Below are 19,334 nucleotides of genomic sequence, written 5' to 3'. Positions count from 1 at the left end.
TTTAGAGAACAAATAATTAAAGTTGCAAACAAATTATATTTTATTTGAGGTTTCCTGTTCAGAAAAAAACCACTGTTTCACTTCCTCATATTTTTTGTAGCTTCGTTTCTTTAAGCCTGATGAAGCATAGTATTTCATTACACCAATCTAAAAACACCATCCATGAAAAACATCCAGCGCGAAGATCTCCATATCATCAGCCGCCACAGCAATGTGACGGAACAAACCATAGAAAGGGCCCCGAAAGAAAACATTTACCACGATAAAGCGATGTGGCAGAAATTCCTGCGCCTGTTCTTCATCACCCTCGGAATCGGTTTTACCACGGCGGGCATTATTTTCTTTTTTGCCTATAATTGGGCAGATCTGAATAAATTTGCCAAACTGGGACTGACCGAAATCCTCGTTATTGCAGCCACTCTCATTGTTTTTCTTCCTAAAATAAATAACACCACCAGAAATATTGTCCTTACGGGATCGTCATTTCTTGTTGGAGTTCTGTTTGCCGTTTTCGGGCAGATTTATCAGACGGGCGCTAATTCCTATGACTTCTTTTTGGCCTGGACTCTTTTCATCACCCTTTGGGTGGTAGTTTCGAACTTTGCTCCGTTGTGGCTGCTGTATATTGTCTTACTCAACACCACATTTTTTCTATACACGGAACAGGTTGCCAAAGACTGGCCGGCATTATTGGTCATTGCATTGCTTTTTCTGTTCAACACGGTCCTGTTTCTTATCTTGCTCTTTTTGGATAAGGATAAAAAAATTGAAACTGTCCCCAAGTGGTTGACCTATATTTTAGCTTTGGGTTCCATAACCTTCGCGACTGCAGGAATGATTTATGGGATTCTTGACGGTTACCATCCTGTTTTTCCGGTTTTAGCTCCCATCGTTTTACTGGTTTTTGGACTGGGAATCTGGCACGGTATCCAAACGAAAAACGGGTTTTATCTTTCGGTGATTCCATTGAGCATCATTATCATTATTTCAGCTCTGCTCCTTAAAATATCGGAAGGTGGAAGCATGTTTTTACTAGTCAGTCTTTTTATCATTGTAAGTGTTACGCTGGTCATTATGAACCTGATCAACCTTCAAAAAAAATGGAACCATGAGAAATAGAGAAGAAATCAAAGAACTCCTGGATTATTTTCGGACCCAGGAAAATAAAGAACTGAAATTTGATGAAGAGGCTATTTTTACCGCTTATGAAAAAAGAGATGATCATCAATCTTTAGCAGTAAAAATATTGTCTGTCTTTGGGGGCATTTTAGCAAGTCTAGCTTTTTTGGGATTCCTGTTCATTACCGGAATATATGATTCTACGTCAGGGTTACTGATCTCCGGAATCCTGTTGATGACAGGAGGAATGTTCATTAATAGAATGTACAGAACCATCATCTTTGATACGGTAAGTATTTCATCATACCTCATTGGATTGGTCCTTTTCGCACTCGGTTTATTTAAGATGGAAATGACTGAAAATACGGTCAGTCTTATTTGTATTCTGATTGCAGCGGGATCGCTGGTGGTTGTCCGGAGTTATATCATTGCCTTTATTTCTGTATTAATCATCACTGGAGGCTCTATAACACTGATAGTATCCAACCACAATTATGATTTGATACACCTGTATATTTCTCTCCTGGCGATCATGGTTACGGCCGTGTTCCTGAAAGAAGCCAAAATAATTTCTCTGCATCCCGCCTTTTCAAAATTATACGATCCCGTTCGCATCGGGCTTATTTTTTCATTCCTTGCAGGATTGGTTTTTCTTGGAAATGATTTTATTGAAGTATCCCGGGATTACATTTGGGTATCCTCTGTGGTTATTATACTTAACATTATGTTTGTTCTTTCCCGTCTTTTTGAAGTTTTGAGCATTTCCCAAACCACCCAAAAGGCAGGAATTTATATTGTAACAATGGCTCTTCTCTTACCTACACTTCTATCTCCTGCAATATCCGGAGCTATTTTAATTATTCTTGTAAGCTTTTTAGTGAATTATAAAACCAGTCTGGCTATTGGCATGATGGCATTTATTTATTTTGTGTCACGATATTATTACGACCTGCATTTTACCCTGCTGACCAAATCCATTCTCTTATTTTCTTCTGGTATTTTATTCCTGGGGCTTTATTTATTAACCCGTAAAAAACTGACATCGAATGAAAAAATATAAATGGATGATTATCGCAGCCAACCTTGTTATTTTGCTGGTATACTTCAATTATACCGTTGTCAAAAAGGAAGCCCTTTTAAAAGAGGGGCAACTGGTTCTTTTGCAGCTGGCCCCGGTTGATCCCCGTTCTTTGATGCAGGGCGACTACATGAACTTGCGGTATAGCTTATCAGAAAATATAAATACAAAATACCTTCCTAAAAGAGGCTATTGCGTAGTCCGTATCGACAGCAAAGGTATCGCAGAAAGAGTGAGATTCCAACAGGAAACAACCCCTTTGAATAAAGGTGAATACCTGATTAAATATACGGCTCCCAATGAATGGAATATCAATATCGGAGCAGAATCTTTCTTCTTTCAGGAAGGACAGGCTCAGAAATATGAAAAGGCAAAATACGGCGGCGTAAAAATCGATAAAAACGGAAACAGTCTGTTGGTAGGCCTTTATAATGATCAGCTCAACAATATACAATAAGAACCTCATTGCCAGCGTATACAGACTTTAACTACTCTACAAAATGAAAAAAGCACTTGAATTCCTTAAACAACTGGAAAAAAATAACAATCGGGAATGGTTTGCCCGGCATAAACCGGAATATGACTTAATTGTCAAAGAAAACAAAGTTTTTTTTGATCAGATCTATACCGAACTTCAGGAACACGACAATTTAAAAGGAATCCATATCTATCGGATTTACAGAGACGTGCGGTTTTCGAAAGATCAGACACCTTATAAAAATAATTTCGGGGTTGGCTATTCCCGTTCAAAACCGATGTTAAGAGGAGGATATTATATACAGATAGAGCCTAATAACAGTTTTGTGGGAGGCGGATTCTGGGGTCCGGAAGCCAAAGATTTACTCCGTATCCGTAAAGAATTAGAACTTAATACAGCAGCCATAGAAAAGATTACTTCTGACAAAACTTTCTTACAATACTTTGGAAACATTGAAGGTGATGCTGTAAAAACGGCGCCAAGAGGTTTTGATAAAAATCATCCGGCCATTGATCTCATCCGAAAAAAACAATATGTCGTTATGAGGAAATTTACCGATAAGGAAGTTTTATCATCCAATTTTCAGAAAGAAGCCATACTCACCTTGTTAGCCATGCGTCCATTTTTTGATTATATGAGTGAGGTGCTGACGACGGATCTTAATGGAGAACCTTTATTTTAAAAATACTACTGGAACAACTTTTCTTATCTTTACTTTTATTAAAACCCATCCATGAAGGCAACTCTTGACACCATCATTTTGTACGTTAAAAACGTTGAATTGCTTAAAAATTTCTATGTCGAAAACTTTCGTTTAGAAGTAATGGAAGAAGATCCGGTCTGGGCTCTTCTGAATGCAGGAGCACTACAGATTGGATTGCATACAATAGGCGATCCTTATCTTGAAAATATAAAAAACGGACATCTGTTTGATAACAATACCAAACTCGTTTTTGAAATTGATACAGATATAGAATCGGCAAGGAAGGAATTTGTATCCAGAAACATTCAGATGCGAGACATTAAAACATTTGAGAATTATGATTTTTGGCTGTGTGACGGAACAGATCCTGAAGGCAATGTCTTTCAGTTAAAAAGTAAAAAAACAATCCGTTAATGATCAGTCACCAAAGATTAAGAGAAAGAAACTTCAATCATTCAAAAATACCTTAGCATTCCTTTAATCTTTGGTAACCCAAAATTCACTGAGAAAACAATTTCTTCCCTCAACCATAAATTATTGACAATGTATAGTCCCACACGAAGAAATAGAAATATAGGAACCGAAAATCAAGGCTATAGTCAAAATAATAAATTGACGATCTCTTCGCCCTATGGAAATTTAAAACCTTTTTATGAAAGGCTTACTCATTATCAAAAGGAAATAAGATTAATAAATAATCATGAATTCATATTTGTGATCGAAGAAACCCGAGAGCATTCAATGCATTCTTGTTCATTGAATGATATTCAGAAAATAATTGAACAGATTCCATCTAAAGATTATGGAGATTTAAAGTTCATTATTTTGAGACAGCCAAAAAGAAAAGAAGAAATCCTTTCGCCAGTATGGGGAAGGTTAATTTACAGTTTTGAGTTTGAAAATGAATACTTTCCTGCTGTTATTTTGGATGCCATTGATACCGATAAAAAATTATTATGGCCTAAAAAACAGACCATTGAGGATCAAAAAGAATTTGAAAGATTAAAAGCTGACGGACATATATTTACCACTTTAAAAAGAAACTTTATCGCTGAATTTAAACCTGAATTTACAAGAAATACTCAACTTTACAGAACCTTACTACATGAATTCGGACATTACGCTCATTACTTAGAAGTCATTAAAAGTCCGGGAAACGATCCAGAAGAGGAAGAGAATTATGATGAAAAAGAGAAAAGAATAGATCTCTATTTCTGCATACCCAAAAGTGAAAAAGAAAATTTTGCTCATACCTATGCTGATGCATTAAAAGCAAAACTTATTGATGAAAATAAAATACCTTTTGAACCTGCATAAAACAAACTTCTCCAATGAAACTTAAAATAGTCATCCTCCTTTTTACTTTTTCACTTATAAAAATTTTTGCTACCGGCCAGGAACCTGACAAAATCATCATCAACAACAAAGAGTATGATCTCATGAATAATCCTTTGGAGGGATATTTGGAGAAGCATCCTGATGATCATCCGGTCTATGGATCTCAACTCACCGAATTTCATCAATATAAGAACGGAGAAAGAATGCTTTCATTTTCCTCATCAAATGACCGCGAGTATATAGCAACATTTAAAATTGAAAATAATATTTTAAGTTTAATTGATATTAAAATTCAGGATCTGAATTCAGACAGTGAAGATTATATTTCCGTTTTCCAAAAACTTTTCGGAAATCGAAAAATAGTTCTTAATTATTCGGGAATACTCGTGATACCAACCGGAAAACTTATTAAAGCTGCCAGTTTCGGCTATTCATCTTTGCATGAGCGGTACAAATTAATGACCATCGACAATGATACGGTGGTCAGGGAAAAAGATCTGGACAAAGATGAGTTTATAAAATTCAAGTTTCGCCAGTTTGCCCAATACAAAAAAACGGAAGAGTATAAAACCGGGTTAAAAAAATATAGGGAAGAATGGGAATATCGCAAAAAATCGGAACTGTCTAAAGAAAATACGAAAGGCATGTCAAAAAAAGAAATCACCGCATTAAAAAAGGAATATGACCAACCTCCTACGGAAGATGATATCAATGGTTACTTTTTCGCGACCGGAAATCCGGATTTCGTCATTGTAGATTATTAATTTCAAAATAGACAAACCGTTCAGAAATCTGGAACGGTTTTTTTTATTCTCATACAGTGAAGATAAAATTTTAAAAATGTAATAATTACGGTCTTGAAGTTGTTTTTAAATAAAAACCTATCATGAAAAGTCTATCTTATACCCTTCTCTTTATTACGATCGCCATTTGCTGTCAGGCGCAGAGAAAACAGTCAAGGGAATTTATCAAAATCCAAAATGAATTAACCCATAAACTAACGGCAATCAGCAGGAATGCAAGCTTTAATGGATTTGGAGTGGCGTTGGTGAATGATCGGGATATTCTGTACCAAAACGGATTCGGCATTGCGAACACAAAGACGCTTCAAAAATATGATGAAAATACAGTTCAAAATATAGCTTCCATTTCAAAAACATTGATCGGTCTTGCGATTCTTAAAGCTCAGGAACTGGGAAAGCTCAAACTGGATGATCCTGTCAACCAATATCTACCATTCAAAGTCACGAATCCTTATCATCCTGAAGTCGCTGTAACGATCCGGCAGCTCACCACACACACCTCCTCCATCAATGACAACAACGGCTATTTATTGAATACTGTTGTGTTAAAAGATACGGTAAACCTTTCATCCAATGTAAATATTGATATCTCACCCACCCAATTCAATCCTCCTTCCTCTAAAATTTCCATTGAAGATTTTTTAACCCATGTTCTCAGCGAAAGCGGAAAATGGTATTCCAAAGATGTATTTACAGAAAACAAGCCTGGCGAAATCTTTAATTATTCCAATATTGGAGCAACGCTGGCAGCATTGGTTCTGGAAAAGGCAACAGGAATTCCTTATGATGTATTCACTACAAAATATATTCTTAAGCCATTAAAAATGAATCATTCCGGCTGGAACTTTAATGCGATCGATTTTTCAAAATATACCCATACATTCATCAACAAGCAAACGCCCTATCCTTACTATTCCCTTAATACCTATCCTGACGGAGGGCTGCTTACAACTTCAAGTGATATGAGCAAATACCTTCTGGAATTGATGAAAGGTTACTTCGGCAAAGGAACGATTCTTTCCAAAGAAAGCTACAAAGAATATTTTACGCCTCAGCTCAACGCCGGGAATTTTCAGGACAGGAGCAACAGCGAATACAGTGATGAATACAATATGGGCATCACTATGGGCTTTGGCTCTACCGGAAATTTCGGTCATACCGGCGGCGATCCTGGAATGAATTCTGTCATCTGGTTTTTTAAGGATAAAAAGATCGGCAGGTTCCTTATAGTAAATACCGACTGGGACAACAAAATTTCGGGAAAAGACCAAAAGGCTATTTATGATCTGCTGGATGAATATTGTATCAAACTGAATGCATTGAGCGGGTCTGAAAAATAACAAGAAATTACTGCTGAAAATAAGAATACAGACAGCTTCTAACCCTCAACAATGGTAATAATCTCCTGTTCCTGCTCGAAATCCTGATTTCGTCATTGTTGATTATTAGTATATTTCTCTAAAAGTACATCTCTCATTTCTATTTTTTTTAACATTACTTTTCTTCGTATGGATTAAAATATATAGATTTGCATTTATAATTAAATGAATATTCATTTAATTATATTAATCTGATAATAAGATAAATATGAGAAAAAGAGATCTCAACAAAGAAAACAGTATTAAACAGAAAGCTATTGAAATTATTGTTAAAGAAGGGCTGGACGGCTTTACGATGAGTAAACTGGCGAAGGCATGCTATATCTCTGTAGGAACTCCTTACGTATATTATAAGGACAAAGATGATCTAATTATTAAACTGGTTATTGAGGAAGGCAATACAATGGAAATCGAAATCAATAAAGGATTCGATCCCGATTCTTCTCTTGAAGAAGGCCTGCGGGTGCAATGGACCAACAGATATAATTATGCCCTCAAAAATCCTCTCCTGCTTCCATTCTTTGAACAGATCAACAATTCTCATTACAGTCATCAATTTAATGAAATGTTTAACGAGAAGCCGGGAATGTTTATGAGTGAGTTCAAAAACAATCTTTTAAACTTCATTTCCAATACAGTGCAGAGAGGAGAAATGGCTGAAATTCCCTTTGAAATTTACTGGTCCATCGCTTTCTCTCCCTTGTATACCTTATTGCGTTTTCATCAGCAGGGAAAAAGCATCAGCGGATTACCTTTTACTTTAACAGACGAAATGGTATGGATTACCTTTGAAAAGGTTTGCAGATCACTAAAAGAATAAGGAACAGAACAATACATAAACAGATACAATGACACATTCATTTCTAATGATTGGCCAGTCTAATATGGCAGGTCGTGGTTTTTTAAAGGAAGTCCCTCCTATTGATGATGAAAAGATCAAAATGTTGAGAAACGGAAGATGGCAAATGATGGCAGAGCCTGTTAATCCTGACCGTTCCACTTCCGGAGTCGGTCTGGCAGCTACTTTTGCTTCTTCATGGCGTTTATTTCATAATCAACAGGATGATATTGCATTAATTCCATGTGCTGACGGCGGTACCAGTCTGGATGACTGGTCGGTAGAAGCTCCATTGTTTCAAAATGCAGTTTTTCAGGCAAAAGCGGCACAAAAAATAAGCACCTTGCAGGGAATTCTGTGGCATCAGGGAGAAAATGACAGCAACGGAAAGAAATACAGGCTCTATGGAGAAAAATTAGCCCTGATTATGAAAACCCTGAGAGAAGAACTTAATGTTCCGGACCTTCCGCTCATTATTGGAGGACTGGGTGATTTTTTACAAGACGGTAGGTATGGTCAATATTTTAATGAATACAACGAAGTCAATAAAGCACTCATCCAATTTGCAGAAGATCATGAGCACTGTTACTTTGTATCTGCTGAAGGTTTGACAGCCAATCCTGACAATATTCATTTTAATGCCATTTCCCAGAGGAAATTCGGGATCAGATATTTTAAAGCATTCCAACAAAAAACACATATACTGGGATCATTACCGGACGAGGATCAGATTATAGAAGCTATTCATAACAGACCGCTGACTAAAAACGAAAAAATTGAACGGCTTCAATATCAATTTGCTATGGGGACTGTCACTTCTGATGAATTTCAGGAGCAATTGGTTCAACTTCAATGATCATTAGAATTTTGCCCATCGTCTGAATAACAAAATCAAATGATTATTTTATTTATTTTTATACACCATATCACAAAAACACCTCTATGAACACAACATCCACAGAAGCTCCCGTCTACTACCACGGTACCAAAGCAGATCTTAAAACCGGAGACCTCATCGAAATTGGTTTCACCTCCAACTATGGCACCAAGAGAAAAGCAAAATACATCTATCTTTCTGCGACTTTGGAAGCGGCAACATGGGGCGCCGAACTGGCTTTCGGAGAGGGGAAAGAACGAATTTATACGGTAGAACCTACAGGCCTGATTGAAGATGATCCCAATCTAACAGACAAAAAATTTCCGGGCAATCCTACAAAATCTTACCGTTCGCAGCATCCTTTTAAAGTAACGGGAGAAGTTACAGAATGGCAGGCGCATTCGCCGGAGCAGCTGAAAACGATGAGAGATCACCTTGAAAAGCTGAAACAGCAAGGCATTGAAGCTATTGAGGACTGAAAAAAAAAATATAACAAAATGATAGATTTTGAACTTTGGGAGGCAGAATTAAAAACAATATGGGATCAACTGGGACTTATTTCCAATGCTGATTTCATCGAAAAAATAAAAGTACATACAGAAACCTTATGTGCTCACCAACGCCATGCTATTGCAGATTTTGAAAGAGCATGCGTCTATGATTCTACGGGTTCTGAGAAAGATGCGGAGCCTCTTTACAGATCAGCTTTACACTTAGGTCTTACGGGATTACGCAGAAGAAGAGCAAGAATTCAACTGGCCAGTACCCTTAGAAATAATGGGAAAACAGACGAAAGTATTGAGATCCTGAGAGAAGAAAAGGAAAACTATTCTGATGAACTGGATGATGCGGTGAATGCTTTTCTGGCGTTGTCACTTTCCTCCATCAATAATGATAAGGAAGCGTTATCAGTAGTTCTTGAATCACTATCTAAACATTTACCCAGATATAATAAGTCCGTATATCATTATTCAAAGAAACTTCTTAAATAAAAAAATACTTTATTCACGCTATAAAAAAAGAATTTTGAAAGCACCCAAACTAACTATAGAAAGACTTACTACAGAAAGATTAATTCTTATTCCATTTACCACAAAAATTTGCAGGGATATTTTGAAAGATGATTTCAGTGATCTTGCAGCGATGGGACTAAAAAAGGGAAAAGGCTGGCCCTACTCCGATGTAATAGAAACGCTTCCCAGAATTATTGATAATCTCTCAAAAGTTGAAGAACCTACCGGATTTGAATCCTGGATGATTATAAAAAATGATACTTTCGAAATCATTGGGGATGCAGGATTTAAAGGATATAATGGTGAAGAAAAAAATATAGACATCGGATACGGAATTTCTAAGGAGGAAAGGCGAAAAGGTTATGCGGAAGAGGCGGTAACAGCATTAATCCAATGGGCTTTCTCAACGGGCATTGTATCTGAAATTACAGCAAGATGTCTCCCGGACAATGTCAACTCCATTAATTTTCTGCAAAAATTAAGCTTTACAAAAATAAAGCAGGATACTGAAATGATGTATTGGTCGTTAAGAAAAATCTAGTCAGACATTTATTTTATTTCGACACAAAATACACTGCTAATTTCCTTATAAATAAGCTATATAAGGGTTTCCGTAAGGCAAGCAATTTAATTCATTTTACTTTTGATCATTAATTTTTTTGATAACTAAAAATAAAACAATGAAAAAAGTATTCGTGATTTTTACACTTCTGTTCTTCGGGATTTATTATTCCCAAAATACTCCAAAATTTCAAAATGATACTCTCACTACCTCAATAGGTTTTAAAGTGTATGAAGGGCTGGATTTAAAAATTGGAACAGGCTCTATGAATGATGGTGATTTCAAATTTATCCGGACCAATGCCTCTTCTCTCTTTAATTATTATTCTACCACAGGCTATCAGGGTCTTGCCAATCAGGCTAATTCTTTTAAAAGAAATAATTCAGGACTTACTTTCAAGGTTAAGAAAATAATGCCGAGAGGAAACAAAAGAAATGGATTTGTTTATTATGCGAAAATCGGCAGCGGTATGATCAACTATGAATTAGATATAGAAAACGCCATCAAATATGGAGAGCTTGTCCTTCCTGAAGAATTTATGCCTACAGAAAAATTACAAAATAAAGGTTCAGAAACAAAGTATGATCAACTGAAAAAAATAAAAGAGCTGAAAGATTCTGGAGTTTTATCTGAGGAAGAATTCCAGAAAGAAAAGAATAAAATTATGTTGCAGGAATAATTATTTCAAATTAGCATTTACCTTTTCATTAAAAAAAGATATAATATACCATAAAATAAATCTTTTAATAAAATGAAGAATGAAAGAAATAATTAAAATTTATAATTGTGAGTATATTATGGGACTAGGAATCCCTACGGTAATACTTATTGGGCAAGAGCACGAAAACAGATTAATTTGTCAAAAATTTATTGTGATTGAAAATCCTGTCTCCGAAAATTTATCATACTATATAAGAACCACAAAAATTAAAAAAAATGATATTGAAAACTTAAGCTTGGAAAATTTTATAAACGATTATGGACTTCAATATGCTGAAAACGATCTTTATCATCGAGCAATTCAAATTAATAACTACAAAAACATAAATTCATTTCGACTGGTAGAATATTCCACAACTAATCTATTCTATACTCAAACTAAGCCTATTGGAAAAAATAAATATTGTAATAAATGAATCCATTTCCACCTACCTTTCAAAAATTGCAGAGTTATATAAAAATTCATATTCTATGGGCATATAGATAAAAAATGTTGGTAAATATACCGTTCGACAAACTCGAACGGTTTTTTTTAATATCTGTACAAATTAATACCTCATCACTAATCCCTATTCTATTTCTTTTCGTAATTTAACACAGCAGAAAATAATTCCGCCACACCAAACAATATCTTATGAAAAAAGACAGCTCTGTACTTGTGAAGCTTTCTATCTTTCTCTGCTGCCTCTATTTCCTGTTCAATTCCTGTTCAGAACCTATTCCGGCATCCAAGGTCACAGATATTTCTGATATCAAAGCGGTGGTTGATATCTACCAAACTTTAACGGATGAAAATGACAACAGTATTTCCGTAAGTTTATATGACCGAAAAGGTAAAATGTTTGGCAACGATTCGGTAAATATCACCTTGAACGGCAAAAAAATAGAGTACAAAATTATACAGGGGTTATATTATACCAAAACGTATCTATACCACACAGAGAAAATAGCACCGGAAAATAATCAGTATGAGTTTCAGATTCAATTGGCCAATGGGAAAAAGTTTTTTCTGGGCAGCGTTCCTTCTTTGAAACTAAGCAGTTCAAGAAACATTATCTATGACGAAGAAGCATCATTAAACAATGATTTTTCCATCCAATGGTCCGGCCTTCAGGATGTCAACGTACTGTATCTGTCTAAAACCGTTAAGGTAAACACCAGAGAGAAAAGCAATGTGGAGACCTTTATGGAACAGCCCGGAGATACTATAAAAATAGGTCCTGCCGGAACGTACACCTTAAAAAAAGAAAAGTTTTCCAAACCTGGCGAAACCTTAGACATCCTGGGGTTTGAATTCACAGCAGAGAAAACCGGAACCGTGAATCCACAACTGCTGAATGGAAGCAGTATTACGATCAATGGCAACCATGACGAACAGGCTAACTTCAAATAATACATTAAATTTAATTTTTCAGACAGGATGTTTCGATAAGGAATATCTCAAACTTTATGTAATCATCAATTATGCAAAACACTAAAATCCAGGAAGAATGGTTCTCAAAAGGAGAACAGTATGCTAAAGAAATTAATGAAATGGTTGATTTCGGTGAAAAGAACGGTTGGGAAAACTGGAAAGGAAAAGAACCAGAAGATACCAGATCCAATCTTGCTGAAGCGGTCTTCAATCTGCTTAAAACAGCCAACCAAAATGGCGATACGGAAACCTTCAGAGCGGAATTTCCGCCGGCTCACACGCCGATCATTCCTTTGATGGAAAACAGATCACAAAGTATTGAACAGCTGCACTTTATTTCTGATGAAAAGATCGTTTTTATGACCGGTACTTCTTATGAAAAAAGACAGGCTTATCTGCTGGATCATGATCAGGTGACCCCACTGGACGAAAATATTCAGGCCATAGGAAAATCAAAACAAGATCATGTTTTTGCGGTCGCAACTGCGGGTAAAATCTCCATGTATAAAGGCTGGGACGGAGAACTTATCAACGAATTTCTGCTCGATAAAACAATAGAATTGGGAATTACAGAACTCATCCCATTCAACGATGGAAGCAAAGTCATCTTGGTTACTTCATTCGGAATTTATCTGATTTCTACAAGTGAAGAAAAACTCATCCATCCTATCAATGAAGACAATGAGGAAGACTGGACACCGGATATCGATATGGAAAACGCTGCGCTTTCCAACGACAATTCTTATATCGTGGTGGGAGATCAAAGTTATGACCACCGAATTTTAGATCCGGAAGGCAATACCCTAGGTGCTGTAGGAGCACAATCTTCATATCCCCATTTTTGTCTGTTTGCTAAAGATGACAGCCAGATGATCACCAATTCCTGCCATTTTTACAATGGAATGACCATCGGAATCAATGCCGATCAATATGTAGGGGCTGATATCGAAGCCTACACTGAAAGCGATGATTACACCATTATTGATGAAGAAATGAGAGTGTATGCGGGTACAGCCACGGAAAATTACTATATTTTAGGGGATGCTTACGGATATATCAAAGCATTTGATAAAAAAGGAAATCGACTGTGGAGACACTTTTTAGGTTCCACCATCTCAGGAATGACCCTTTCTGACGACGGGAAAACACTTTGGGTAGGTGCCCATTCCGGTATTTTGCACCAACTTAAATTAGATCAGGACCGAAGAGACCCACAAAGTATCGGCAACGCCAATCTTTATGAAGAGTTCAGACTGCTGATCTGGAAAGAGGAACCACAGATCTGGAAGTGGTAAAATCATAAAATAATTTTCAAACGTTCTGTTTTCAGAGCGTTTTTTATTAGGTAGAAAGAAGAAAATACAAGAGTATTCACTCTAGTTTTTGTATTTTTAGTTTCACAAAAAGCACCAGTATAAACCGGAATAAAAATAACTCATGGAAAAATACGCACAATCGTCAGACGGACAGAATATTCACTACAAAGAAAGCGGAGAAGGAAATCCGTCGATCCTGTTTGTACACGGATGGCTCGGCAATGCAGAATGGTGGAACAGTCAGCAGGAATACTTCAAAGACCAATATCATATCGTACAGATGAGTCTTGCAGGCCACGGAAAATCTGACACTTCCAGAAAAACATGGTCAAGCGAATCCTATTCAGATGATATCAAAGCCGTTGCAGATCAGCTTGATTCAAAAGAGATCATTCTTGTAGGACACTCGATGTCGGGAGCCTATGTTCTTGAAGCCGCTTTAAAAATCCCTCAGGTAAAGGCTCTTATTTTAATAGATACGGTGAAAGATCTTGATGAAACCTTTACAGATGAACAGGCCGAAGATTATTTATTCGTGCATTATCGCAATGATTTTAAAAATGCGGTTGAAAATATTCTTCCCCAATATCTTTTTTCAGAAAAAACACCACCTGAAGTAAAAGAAAAACTACAGAATGAATTCCTTCACAATACATCAGAAACAGCCATTGAACTGTTGAGACCCTTATACAAAACAGATTTCAGAGAAACCGCTTCAAACGTTCAGGTGCCTGTAAGAGCTATTAATTCAGATAATTCGCCTACCAACGCAGACAATAACAGGAAATATTTAAAAGATTACGAATACGTTGAAATAGCCGGAACAGGACATTATCCGATGCTGGAAAACCCTGAGAAATTTAATCAGTTACTTGAACAGACCATCAAAGAACTTATCTAAATATTCATCTTTATTATGGCCGATATTTCCACTAAAAAAGAAGAGCGCTCGCGAAAAGAAAGAAGTGAGGAAATTCTCAAAAAAGAAGAAATAAAAATTAATGTTAACCTCCCCTATATAGAAACAGAAGACGAAACGACCCTTAGAACCCCAGAAGAAATAGCCAGAAGAGTCACCGTTCTTGCGGTTACCAATCTTGTTGCTTTTGATTCCATTGATCCGGAAGAAGCCATTGATTATCTCAAAGACTGCAATCTGTGGGACGATGTAACTCCCAAAGAAAAAGATTTCCTAAATGATCCTACAGAACAAAAAAAGGCACAGGAAAGCTGGAAATGTGAATGTATCTGGGTTTTACTATGGGCATTGAAAAAAGTAAACACCCTGCCTTTCCCTGATGAATTCTGTGATCTGAATGATATTCCGGCCGAAAACTATCCCGTTGGCGGTGACATTGATCCAATTGATTTCATTCATGCCCCTCATGAGCTCCGTTCAAAATCTGAAATACTTGATGCTGCTGATTTGTATTACAGATATGACTGGGCCTGTGTGGATGCCCGGATCCAAAATATAGAAATGGAAACAATAGATCCAGGTATCGTTTATGAAAGACACTATGCCTTAAACTGGCTCATCACGTATATGGATCAGGAGTGGGATGATGTTTCATGTGATACCTAAAATTATATTTTCACCCATCATAACTCAATCCTGAAATTCCTTTATTCAACGGATTTTTTCCCGGCATCATTATTTTTGTATTGATGACAGATCAACATCTGAATAGCTTTGTCCTATATATGATAACCCTACTATGAATAAAGAATTAATTTTTCTAAGAACGTTTGCATGGGCAGCAGCTATCGGAATTGTTTTCCTCACAGCATCGGCATTTAAGAAAAACGGCAATCAAAAGTTCACCGAAATTGATGTTGAAAGAATCAACATCGTAGAAAAAGACGGAACCGTAAAAATGATTATTACGAATGTCGCCCAATTTCCCAACGGAAAGGACAAAGTCAATAACCGCACAACCAATGAAACCCGGAAAAAGCGTTCAGGAATGCTGTTTTACAATGAAGACGGCATTGAGTGTGGCGGCTTTATCTATGACGGAGAAAAAAAGGAAAACGGACATAGCTCCGGGTTATCCTTAACCTATGATCAATATGACGGAGATCAGGTGATGCAACTTTTAACGCAGGATTATTCAAAAGATGGCAAACGGTTTGTGACCAGCAGCCTTGCTTTTAATGACAGGCCTTCAGAAGAATCACAGCTTCAAACATTTAAAATTATTAAAGAGCTAGAAGAACTCCGCAAAAAAGATCCCAAAGCCATGCAGCAAAAATATGATGAATATTTAAAAAAGAATTTAATAGGGGGCGCACCAAGAATTATGCTCGGAAAATCCAGAAATGAAAACAACGGACTGTTTTTATTTGATGATAAAGGAATGCCTAGAGCGATGTTCTATATTGATAAAGAAAACAATGCGAAACTTGATTTCTATAATGACAAAGGAGAAGTTACAGCATCATTCCCTGATCATAAGACAAAATAATCTCAATAATTTAATAGCCCTCCATCTCCTGTAGGGCTATTTTGTATTCTATGAATATGCTCTTTATGAAAAATATTTTGAATGAAGCCAGGCAAAGCAAATACTTTTTACTGTTTGTTTTTCTGTTCGGCTATGCACAATCCATACAGATCAGACTGCTGGTGAGGAAAAAACTGGACTGGTATATTTTTACGCCAGAGGCGGCCGTCATGTCTTTTGTTAGTGCCGGAATTCTGTTCTTCGTCATGTATATTTTTATCAGGCACTGGCAGAAGTCCGAAACATTTAGCACGAGAGAAGCATTAAAAATATTCAGTATTTCAATGCTGGTCTATTTAATGGTCATGAAAATATTGGGGGTATTCATTTCCCTTGTATTTGATACTTTTGAAAGAAACTTTAATCAGCAGTCACTGGCTTTATCGACCCTCTCTGAAATAATGAATACCTTTATCTATGGGAGCTTCTTCCTTGCATTTTACTATTACCAAAAAAATAAAAAAAAACAAAAGCAAATCGAAAGGTACAATCAGGCATTTTCTGAAACTAAGATCAACCAGCTCAAATCACAGCTCAATCCTCATTTTCTGTTTAATAACCTGAATGTTTTGGACCAGTTAATTGAAGAAGATCAATATAAAGCGTCTGATTTTCTTAACGAATTTGCTGATCTATATCGCTATGTGCTCCAGGTTTCCGACAAAAGTCTGATCTCCATCGATGAAGAAATCTCCTTTGCAAAAAAGTACTTTGGACTGATGCAGCACAAATATGGCCATGCTTATCTCCTTGAAATCCAGGATACCGGAATAAAGGGAACGATTGTTCCCCTCACCCTGCAGTTGCTGCTGGAAAATGCTATTCAACATAATGTAGGAACAGAAAAAAATCCTGTTGTGATAAAGATCTTTATCAATAATAACCTTGTGGTATCGAACAATATTGTTGAAAAAAGAAATACAAAAATAACTTCCGGAAGAGCGTTGCGGAATCTGAAAGAACAATACACTCTTTTAGCCAATCAGCAGTTTGAAATCCTCCATACTCAAAATGAGTTTTCAGTAACTTTACCTATAATTCCATTACAAGAAAAATGATAAAAATTCTTATCGTTGAAGATGAAATCCCGGCCAGAAAAAAGCTCAGAAGATTTCTGGATCAAGTAAAAGAAACCGTTTCTGTGGAAGCAGAAATAGATACTGTACTTGAAGCTGTAAGTTTTCTAAAAAAAACAAAATCTATTGATCTGATCCTTTCTGACATTGAACTTTTAGATGGAAATGCATTTGATATTTATCATGAAGTACAGGTTTCTTGCCCCATTATTTTTACAACGGCCTATGATCAGTTCCTGATGAATGCATTCGAGAGCAATGGAATTGAGTATCTTTTAAAACCTTTTTCATTTGAAAGATTCCGGAAGGCATGGGATAAATTCCTGTTGTTAAGAAACCATGAATCTACAGATGATGCTCTGTTTTTAAAATTGAATCAAATCATCGGAAATCGTTTGGAAAAATATAAAACGAGGTTTTCTGCTAATACCAGTCTGGGAATTTACTTTTTTGAGACCATAGACATCCTGTTTTTTGAGGCAGATGAAGGAGTTGTTTTTGCCATTGATAAAACCGGAAAAAAACATCTGTTAAACAGATCTACTTTAAAAGAACTGGAAACCCAGCTTGATCCGCTCGATTTTTTCAGGATCAACCGCAGCGAGTTGGTGAATAAAAAATTCATCGAAAGAATTGAACGCTATTCTAAAAATTCATTAGCTTTAAAGATTGCCGGGTATGAAAAACATCTGGTCACCAGTCAAAGCAATACCCCTCTCTTCCGGGAGTGGATAGAAAAATAGATTTTATCAGAATACAAAGGATATGATGCTACAGGACCTTATTGAAAAATTCATCAGCCTCACAGAAGGAAAACTCACGCCTCAGGAATGGGTGGCCTGGTTCACAGCTCATAAAGGCACCATAGAAAAAATATGTGGGAGAACGGCTTTTCTTAAAATAAAAAACAAAGAAAGTTTCAGTGAGAGCCGGAACGCCTACATCGGGCAGCTGGGCGCTTTTGAATGGTTGAATTCCATGAATGTTAACACGACTCTTTCTGATCGCTATAAAAAAGGCTGGGAAAAAGAATTTGATGATTTCTGCAAAGTTGAAAAACAAAAAGAAAAACAGCTTCAGGAAGAGGTTGAAAACAAATTCGGCTATTTAAAAGACCGCTATCCAAAATTCTTCAGACAATTAACCTACTCATATAGCATCTCTGACATCATCGAAGCGGGCGTACAACAGGAATTTATTCTAAATAAAGAAAAAGAACTTTCTATCCAATTGTCCGAAGACCTGATAACATGGTACCGAAATGTATCCATCCTAAAGCTGGAAGGTATAGAAATCGATTTTCAGGAATTAAGTACGGAAACAATTCAAAAAAAACAATACTTAGTCTTAGGTGAATTTTGGTTGTATGGTGATGGAGATCAGCTGCTGTACAGTTTGGAAAATCAAAATATTTATAGCTTTGCCCACGAACATAGCCTTCCAAAAATCATAAAAATAGCGAACTCATTATCTGATTTCATAGAGAAAAAACTCGTGACTTATTTAAAAGAATACGAATCATAAAAATCAAAGTTACAAAACACGTAAAGGCTCTACAAGATACAATAATTCTAATCTGACCTATGGATAAAATACTCCTTATCTTATTTCTAATCATTTTTGTAAATAAGAATTTATACTCCCAAAATGTAAACTTAGACGAATATGAAGTTTATCTTGGAAATACCTTGATTGCTAAGCAAGACTTCATAAAAAATGGCCAGAATTTAAATGAAAATCAAGCAAAAACAATTGAATTTAAGCCAATAACCAATGGATTTAAAAAAGTTTATTATTTAAACGGAACATTATACTCAAGCGGTAAAATTGAAAATTTAAAAGAAAATGGGGTTTGGGAATACTGGCATACAAATGGTCAAAAAGCCCGGAAAGGAGAATTTATAAATGGAAAACCTAACGGAACTCATGAATACTGGTATGAAAACGGAAATCTTCGGGGCATAGGAAATTGGAAAAATGGAGTATATAATGGAAGATGGGAAATGTACAATGAAGATGGAAAGGAAAAAACAATCCAAAACTATAAGGAGGGAAAACAAATTCTCTAGATTAATTTTTTCAAAGAAAAAGCTTATCAAAAACTTCACAAAAA

General features: G+C 36.2%; 24 protein-coding genes. All 24 read left to right on the top strand.

Annotated features, from left to right (window positions below):
- Positions 1 to 162 precede the first annotated feature (162 nt).
- The 24 genes from BUC06_RS03725 (at position 163) to BUC06_RS03610 (ending at position 19,290) form a co-directional block, all read left to right on the top strand.
- On the top strand, positions 163 to 1,119 hold the full coding sequence (locus BUC06_RS03725; protein ID WP_073329899.1) for a DUF2157 domain-containing protein: 957 nt from the start codon (positions 163 to 165) through the stop codon (positions 1,117 to 1,119).
- Positions 1,109 to 2,179, top strand: a complete 1,071-nt coding sequence (locus BUC06_RS03720; RefSeq protein ID WP_073329896.1) for a DUF4401 domain-containing protein — start codon at positions 1,109 to 1,111, stop codon at positions 2,177 to 2,179. Before BUC06_RS03725 ends, BUC06_RS03720 begins: the two co-directional genes overlap by 11 nt.
- Positions 2,166 to 2,654: a GDYXXLXY domain-containing protein gene (locus BUC06_RS03715; RefSeq protein ID WP_073329893.1), complete on the top strand. Its 489-nt coding sequence runs from the start codon at positions 2,166 to 2,168 to the stop codon at positions 2,652 to 2,654. Before BUC06_RS03720 ends, BUC06_RS03715 begins: the two co-directional genes overlap by 14 nt.
- Before the next feature lie 43 nt (positions 2,655 to 2,697).
- On the top strand, positions 2,698 to 3,357 hold the full coding sequence (locus BUC06_RS03710; protein WP_073329890.1) for a DUF2461 domain-containing protein: 660 nt from the start codon (positions 2,698 to 2,700) through the stop codon (positions 3,355 to 3,357).
- Between the two features lie 51 nt (positions 3,358 to 3,408).
- Positions 3,409 to 3,792: a VOC family protein gene (locus tag BUC06_RS03705; RefSeq protein ID WP_073329887.1), complete on the top strand. Its 384-nt coding sequence runs from the start codon at positions 3,409 to 3,411 to the stop codon at positions 3,790 to 3,792.
- 129 nt (positions 3,793 to 3,921) lie between these two features.
- The gene (locus tag BUC06_RS03700) at positions 3,922 to 4,695 is read left to right on the top strand and encodes a hypothetical protein (protein WP_073329884.1); all 774 of its coding nucleotides are present in this window, start codon (positions 3,922 to 3,924) and stop codon (positions 4,693 to 4,695) included.
- A 14-nt stretch (positions 4,696 to 4,709) separates the two neighbouring features.
- The gene (locus BUC06_RS03695) at positions 4,710 to 5,480 is read left to right on the top strand and encodes a hypothetical protein (protein WP_073329881.1); all 771 of its coding nucleotides are present in this window, start codon (positions 4,710 to 4,712) and stop codon (positions 5,478 to 5,480) included.
- Between the two features lie 122 nt (positions 5,481 to 5,602).
- A complete protein-coding gene (locus BUC06_RS03690; RefSeq protein ID WP_073329878.1) occupies positions 5,603 to 6,859 on the top strand; it encodes a serine hydrolase domain-containing protein in 1,257 nt (418 codons plus the stop codon).
- 247 nt (positions 6,860 to 7,106) lie between these two features.
- On the top strand, positions 7,107 to 7,718 hold the full coding sequence (locus tag BUC06_RS03685) for a TetR/AcrR family transcriptional regulator (RefSeq protein ID WP_073329875.1): 612 nt from the start codon (positions 7,107 to 7,109) through the stop codon (positions 7,716 to 7,718).
- Between the two features lie 28 nt (positions 7,719 to 7,746).
- Positions 7,747 to 8,592 (top strand): sialate O-acetylesterase, encoded by an 846-nt coding sequence (locus BUC06_RS03680; RefSeq protein ID WP_073329872.1) that lies wholly within the window; start codon positions 7,747 to 7,749, stop codon positions 8,590 to 8,592.
- 86 nt (positions 8,593 to 8,678) lie between these two features.
- A complete protein-coding gene (arr, locus tag BUC06_RS03675) occupies positions 8,679 to 9,092 on the top strand; it encodes an NAD(+)--rifampin ADP-ribosyltransferase (protein ID WP_073329869.1) in 414 nt (137 codons plus the stop codon).
- Between the two features lie 18 nt (positions 9,093 to 9,110).
- Positions 9,111 to 9,605 (top strand): tetratricopeptide repeat protein, encoded by a 495-nt coding sequence (locus tag BUC06_RS03670; RefSeq protein ID WP_073329866.1) that lies wholly within the window; start codon positions 9,111 to 9,113, stop codon positions 9,603 to 9,605.
- Between the two features lie 34 nt (positions 9,606 to 9,639).
- Positions 9,640 to 10,167 carry a GNAT family N-acetyltransferase gene (locus BUC06_RS03665; RefSeq protein WP_073329863.1) on the top strand — a complete coding sequence of 176 codons (528 nt, stop codon included), beginning with the start codon at positions 9,640 to 9,642 and terminating at the stop codon, positions 10,165 to 10,167.
- Positions 10,168 to 10,306: 139 nt separating this feature from the next.
- Entirely contained in the window at positions 10,307 to 10,867 is a 561-nt protein-coding gene (locus BUC06_RS03660; protein WP_073329860.1) for an SHOCT domain-containing protein, read from the top strand.
- A 79-nt stretch (positions 10,868 to 10,946) separates the two neighbouring features.
- Positions 10,947 to 11,324 carry a hypothetical protein gene (locus BUC06_RS03655; RefSeq protein ID WP_073329858.1) on the top strand — a complete coding sequence of 126 codons (378 nt, stop codon included), beginning with the start codon at positions 10,947 to 10,949 and terminating at the stop codon, positions 11,322 to 11,324.
- A gap of 218 nt (positions 11,325 to 11,542) precedes the next feature.
- The gene (locus BUC06_RS03650) at positions 11,543 to 12,301 is read left to right on the top strand and encodes a hypothetical protein (RefSeq protein WP_073329855.1); all 759 of its coding nucleotides are present in this window, start codon (positions 11,543 to 11,545) and stop codon (positions 12,299 to 12,301) included.
- Between the two features lie 71 nt (positions 12,302 to 12,372).
- Complete coding sequence (locus BUC06_RS03645) at positions 12,373 to 13,617, top strand: hypothetical protein (RefSeq protein ID WP_073329852.1); 1,245 nt, start codon at positions 12,373 to 12,375, stop codon at positions 13,615 to 13,617.
- A 142-nt stretch (positions 13,618 to 13,759) separates the two neighbouring features.
- Positions 13,760 to 14,539, top strand: a complete 780-nt coding sequence (locus BUC06_RS03640) for an alpha/beta fold hydrolase (protein WP_073329848.1) — start codon at positions 13,760 to 13,762, stop codon at positions 14,537 to 14,539.
- A gap of 15 nt (positions 14,540 to 14,554) precedes the next feature.
- Entirely contained in the window at positions 14,555 to 15,223 is a 669-nt protein-coding gene (locus tag BUC06_RS03635; RefSeq protein WP_073329845.1) for a DUF4272 domain-containing protein, read from the top strand.
- 133 nt (positions 15,224 to 15,356) lie between these two features.
- Positions 15,357 to 16,106 (top strand): hypothetical protein, encoded by a 750-nt coding sequence (locus BUC06_RS03630; protein ID WP_073329842.1) that lies wholly within the window; start codon positions 15,357 to 15,359, stop codon positions 16,104 to 16,106.
- A gap of 65 nt (positions 16,107 to 16,171) precedes the next feature.
- On the top strand, positions 16,172 to 17,203 hold the full coding sequence (locus BUC06_RS03625; protein WP_073329839.1) for a sensor histidine kinase: 1,032 nt from the start codon (positions 16,172 to 16,174) through the stop codon (positions 17,201 to 17,203).
- Positions 17,200 to 17,964: a LytR/AlgR family response regulator transcription factor gene (locus BUC06_RS03620; RefSeq protein ID WP_073329836.1), complete on the top strand. Its 765-nt coding sequence runs from the start codon at positions 17,200 to 17,202 to the stop codon at positions 17,962 to 17,964. The genes BUC06_RS03625 and BUC06_RS03620 overlap by 4 nt, the downstream gene beginning before the upstream one ends.
- Before the next feature lie 22 nt (positions 17,965 to 17,986).
- On the top strand, positions 17,987 to 18,745 hold the full coding sequence (locus BUC06_RS03615; protein WP_073329834.1) for an SMI1/KNR4 family protein: 759 nt from the start codon (positions 17,987 to 17,989) through the stop codon (positions 18,743 to 18,745).
- A 59-nt stretch (positions 18,746 to 18,804) separates the two neighbouring features.
- Positions 18,805 to 19,290 carry a toxin-antitoxin system YwqK family antitoxin gene (locus BUC06_RS03610; RefSeq protein ID WP_073329831.1) on the top strand — a complete coding sequence of 162 codons (486 nt, stop codon included), beginning with the start codon at positions 18,805 to 18,807 and terminating at the stop codon, positions 19,288 to 19,290.
- Positions 19,291 to 19,334 lie beyond the last annotated feature (44 nt).

Origin of the sequence: Chryseobacterium carnipullorum (assembly GCF_900142785.1) — a bacterium.
Lineage (GTDB): Bacteria > Bacteroidota > Bacteroidia > Flavobacteriales > Weeksellaceae > Chryseobacterium > Chryseobacterium carnipullorum.
This window is presented reverse-complemented; position numbering and strand designations above follow the sequence as displayed.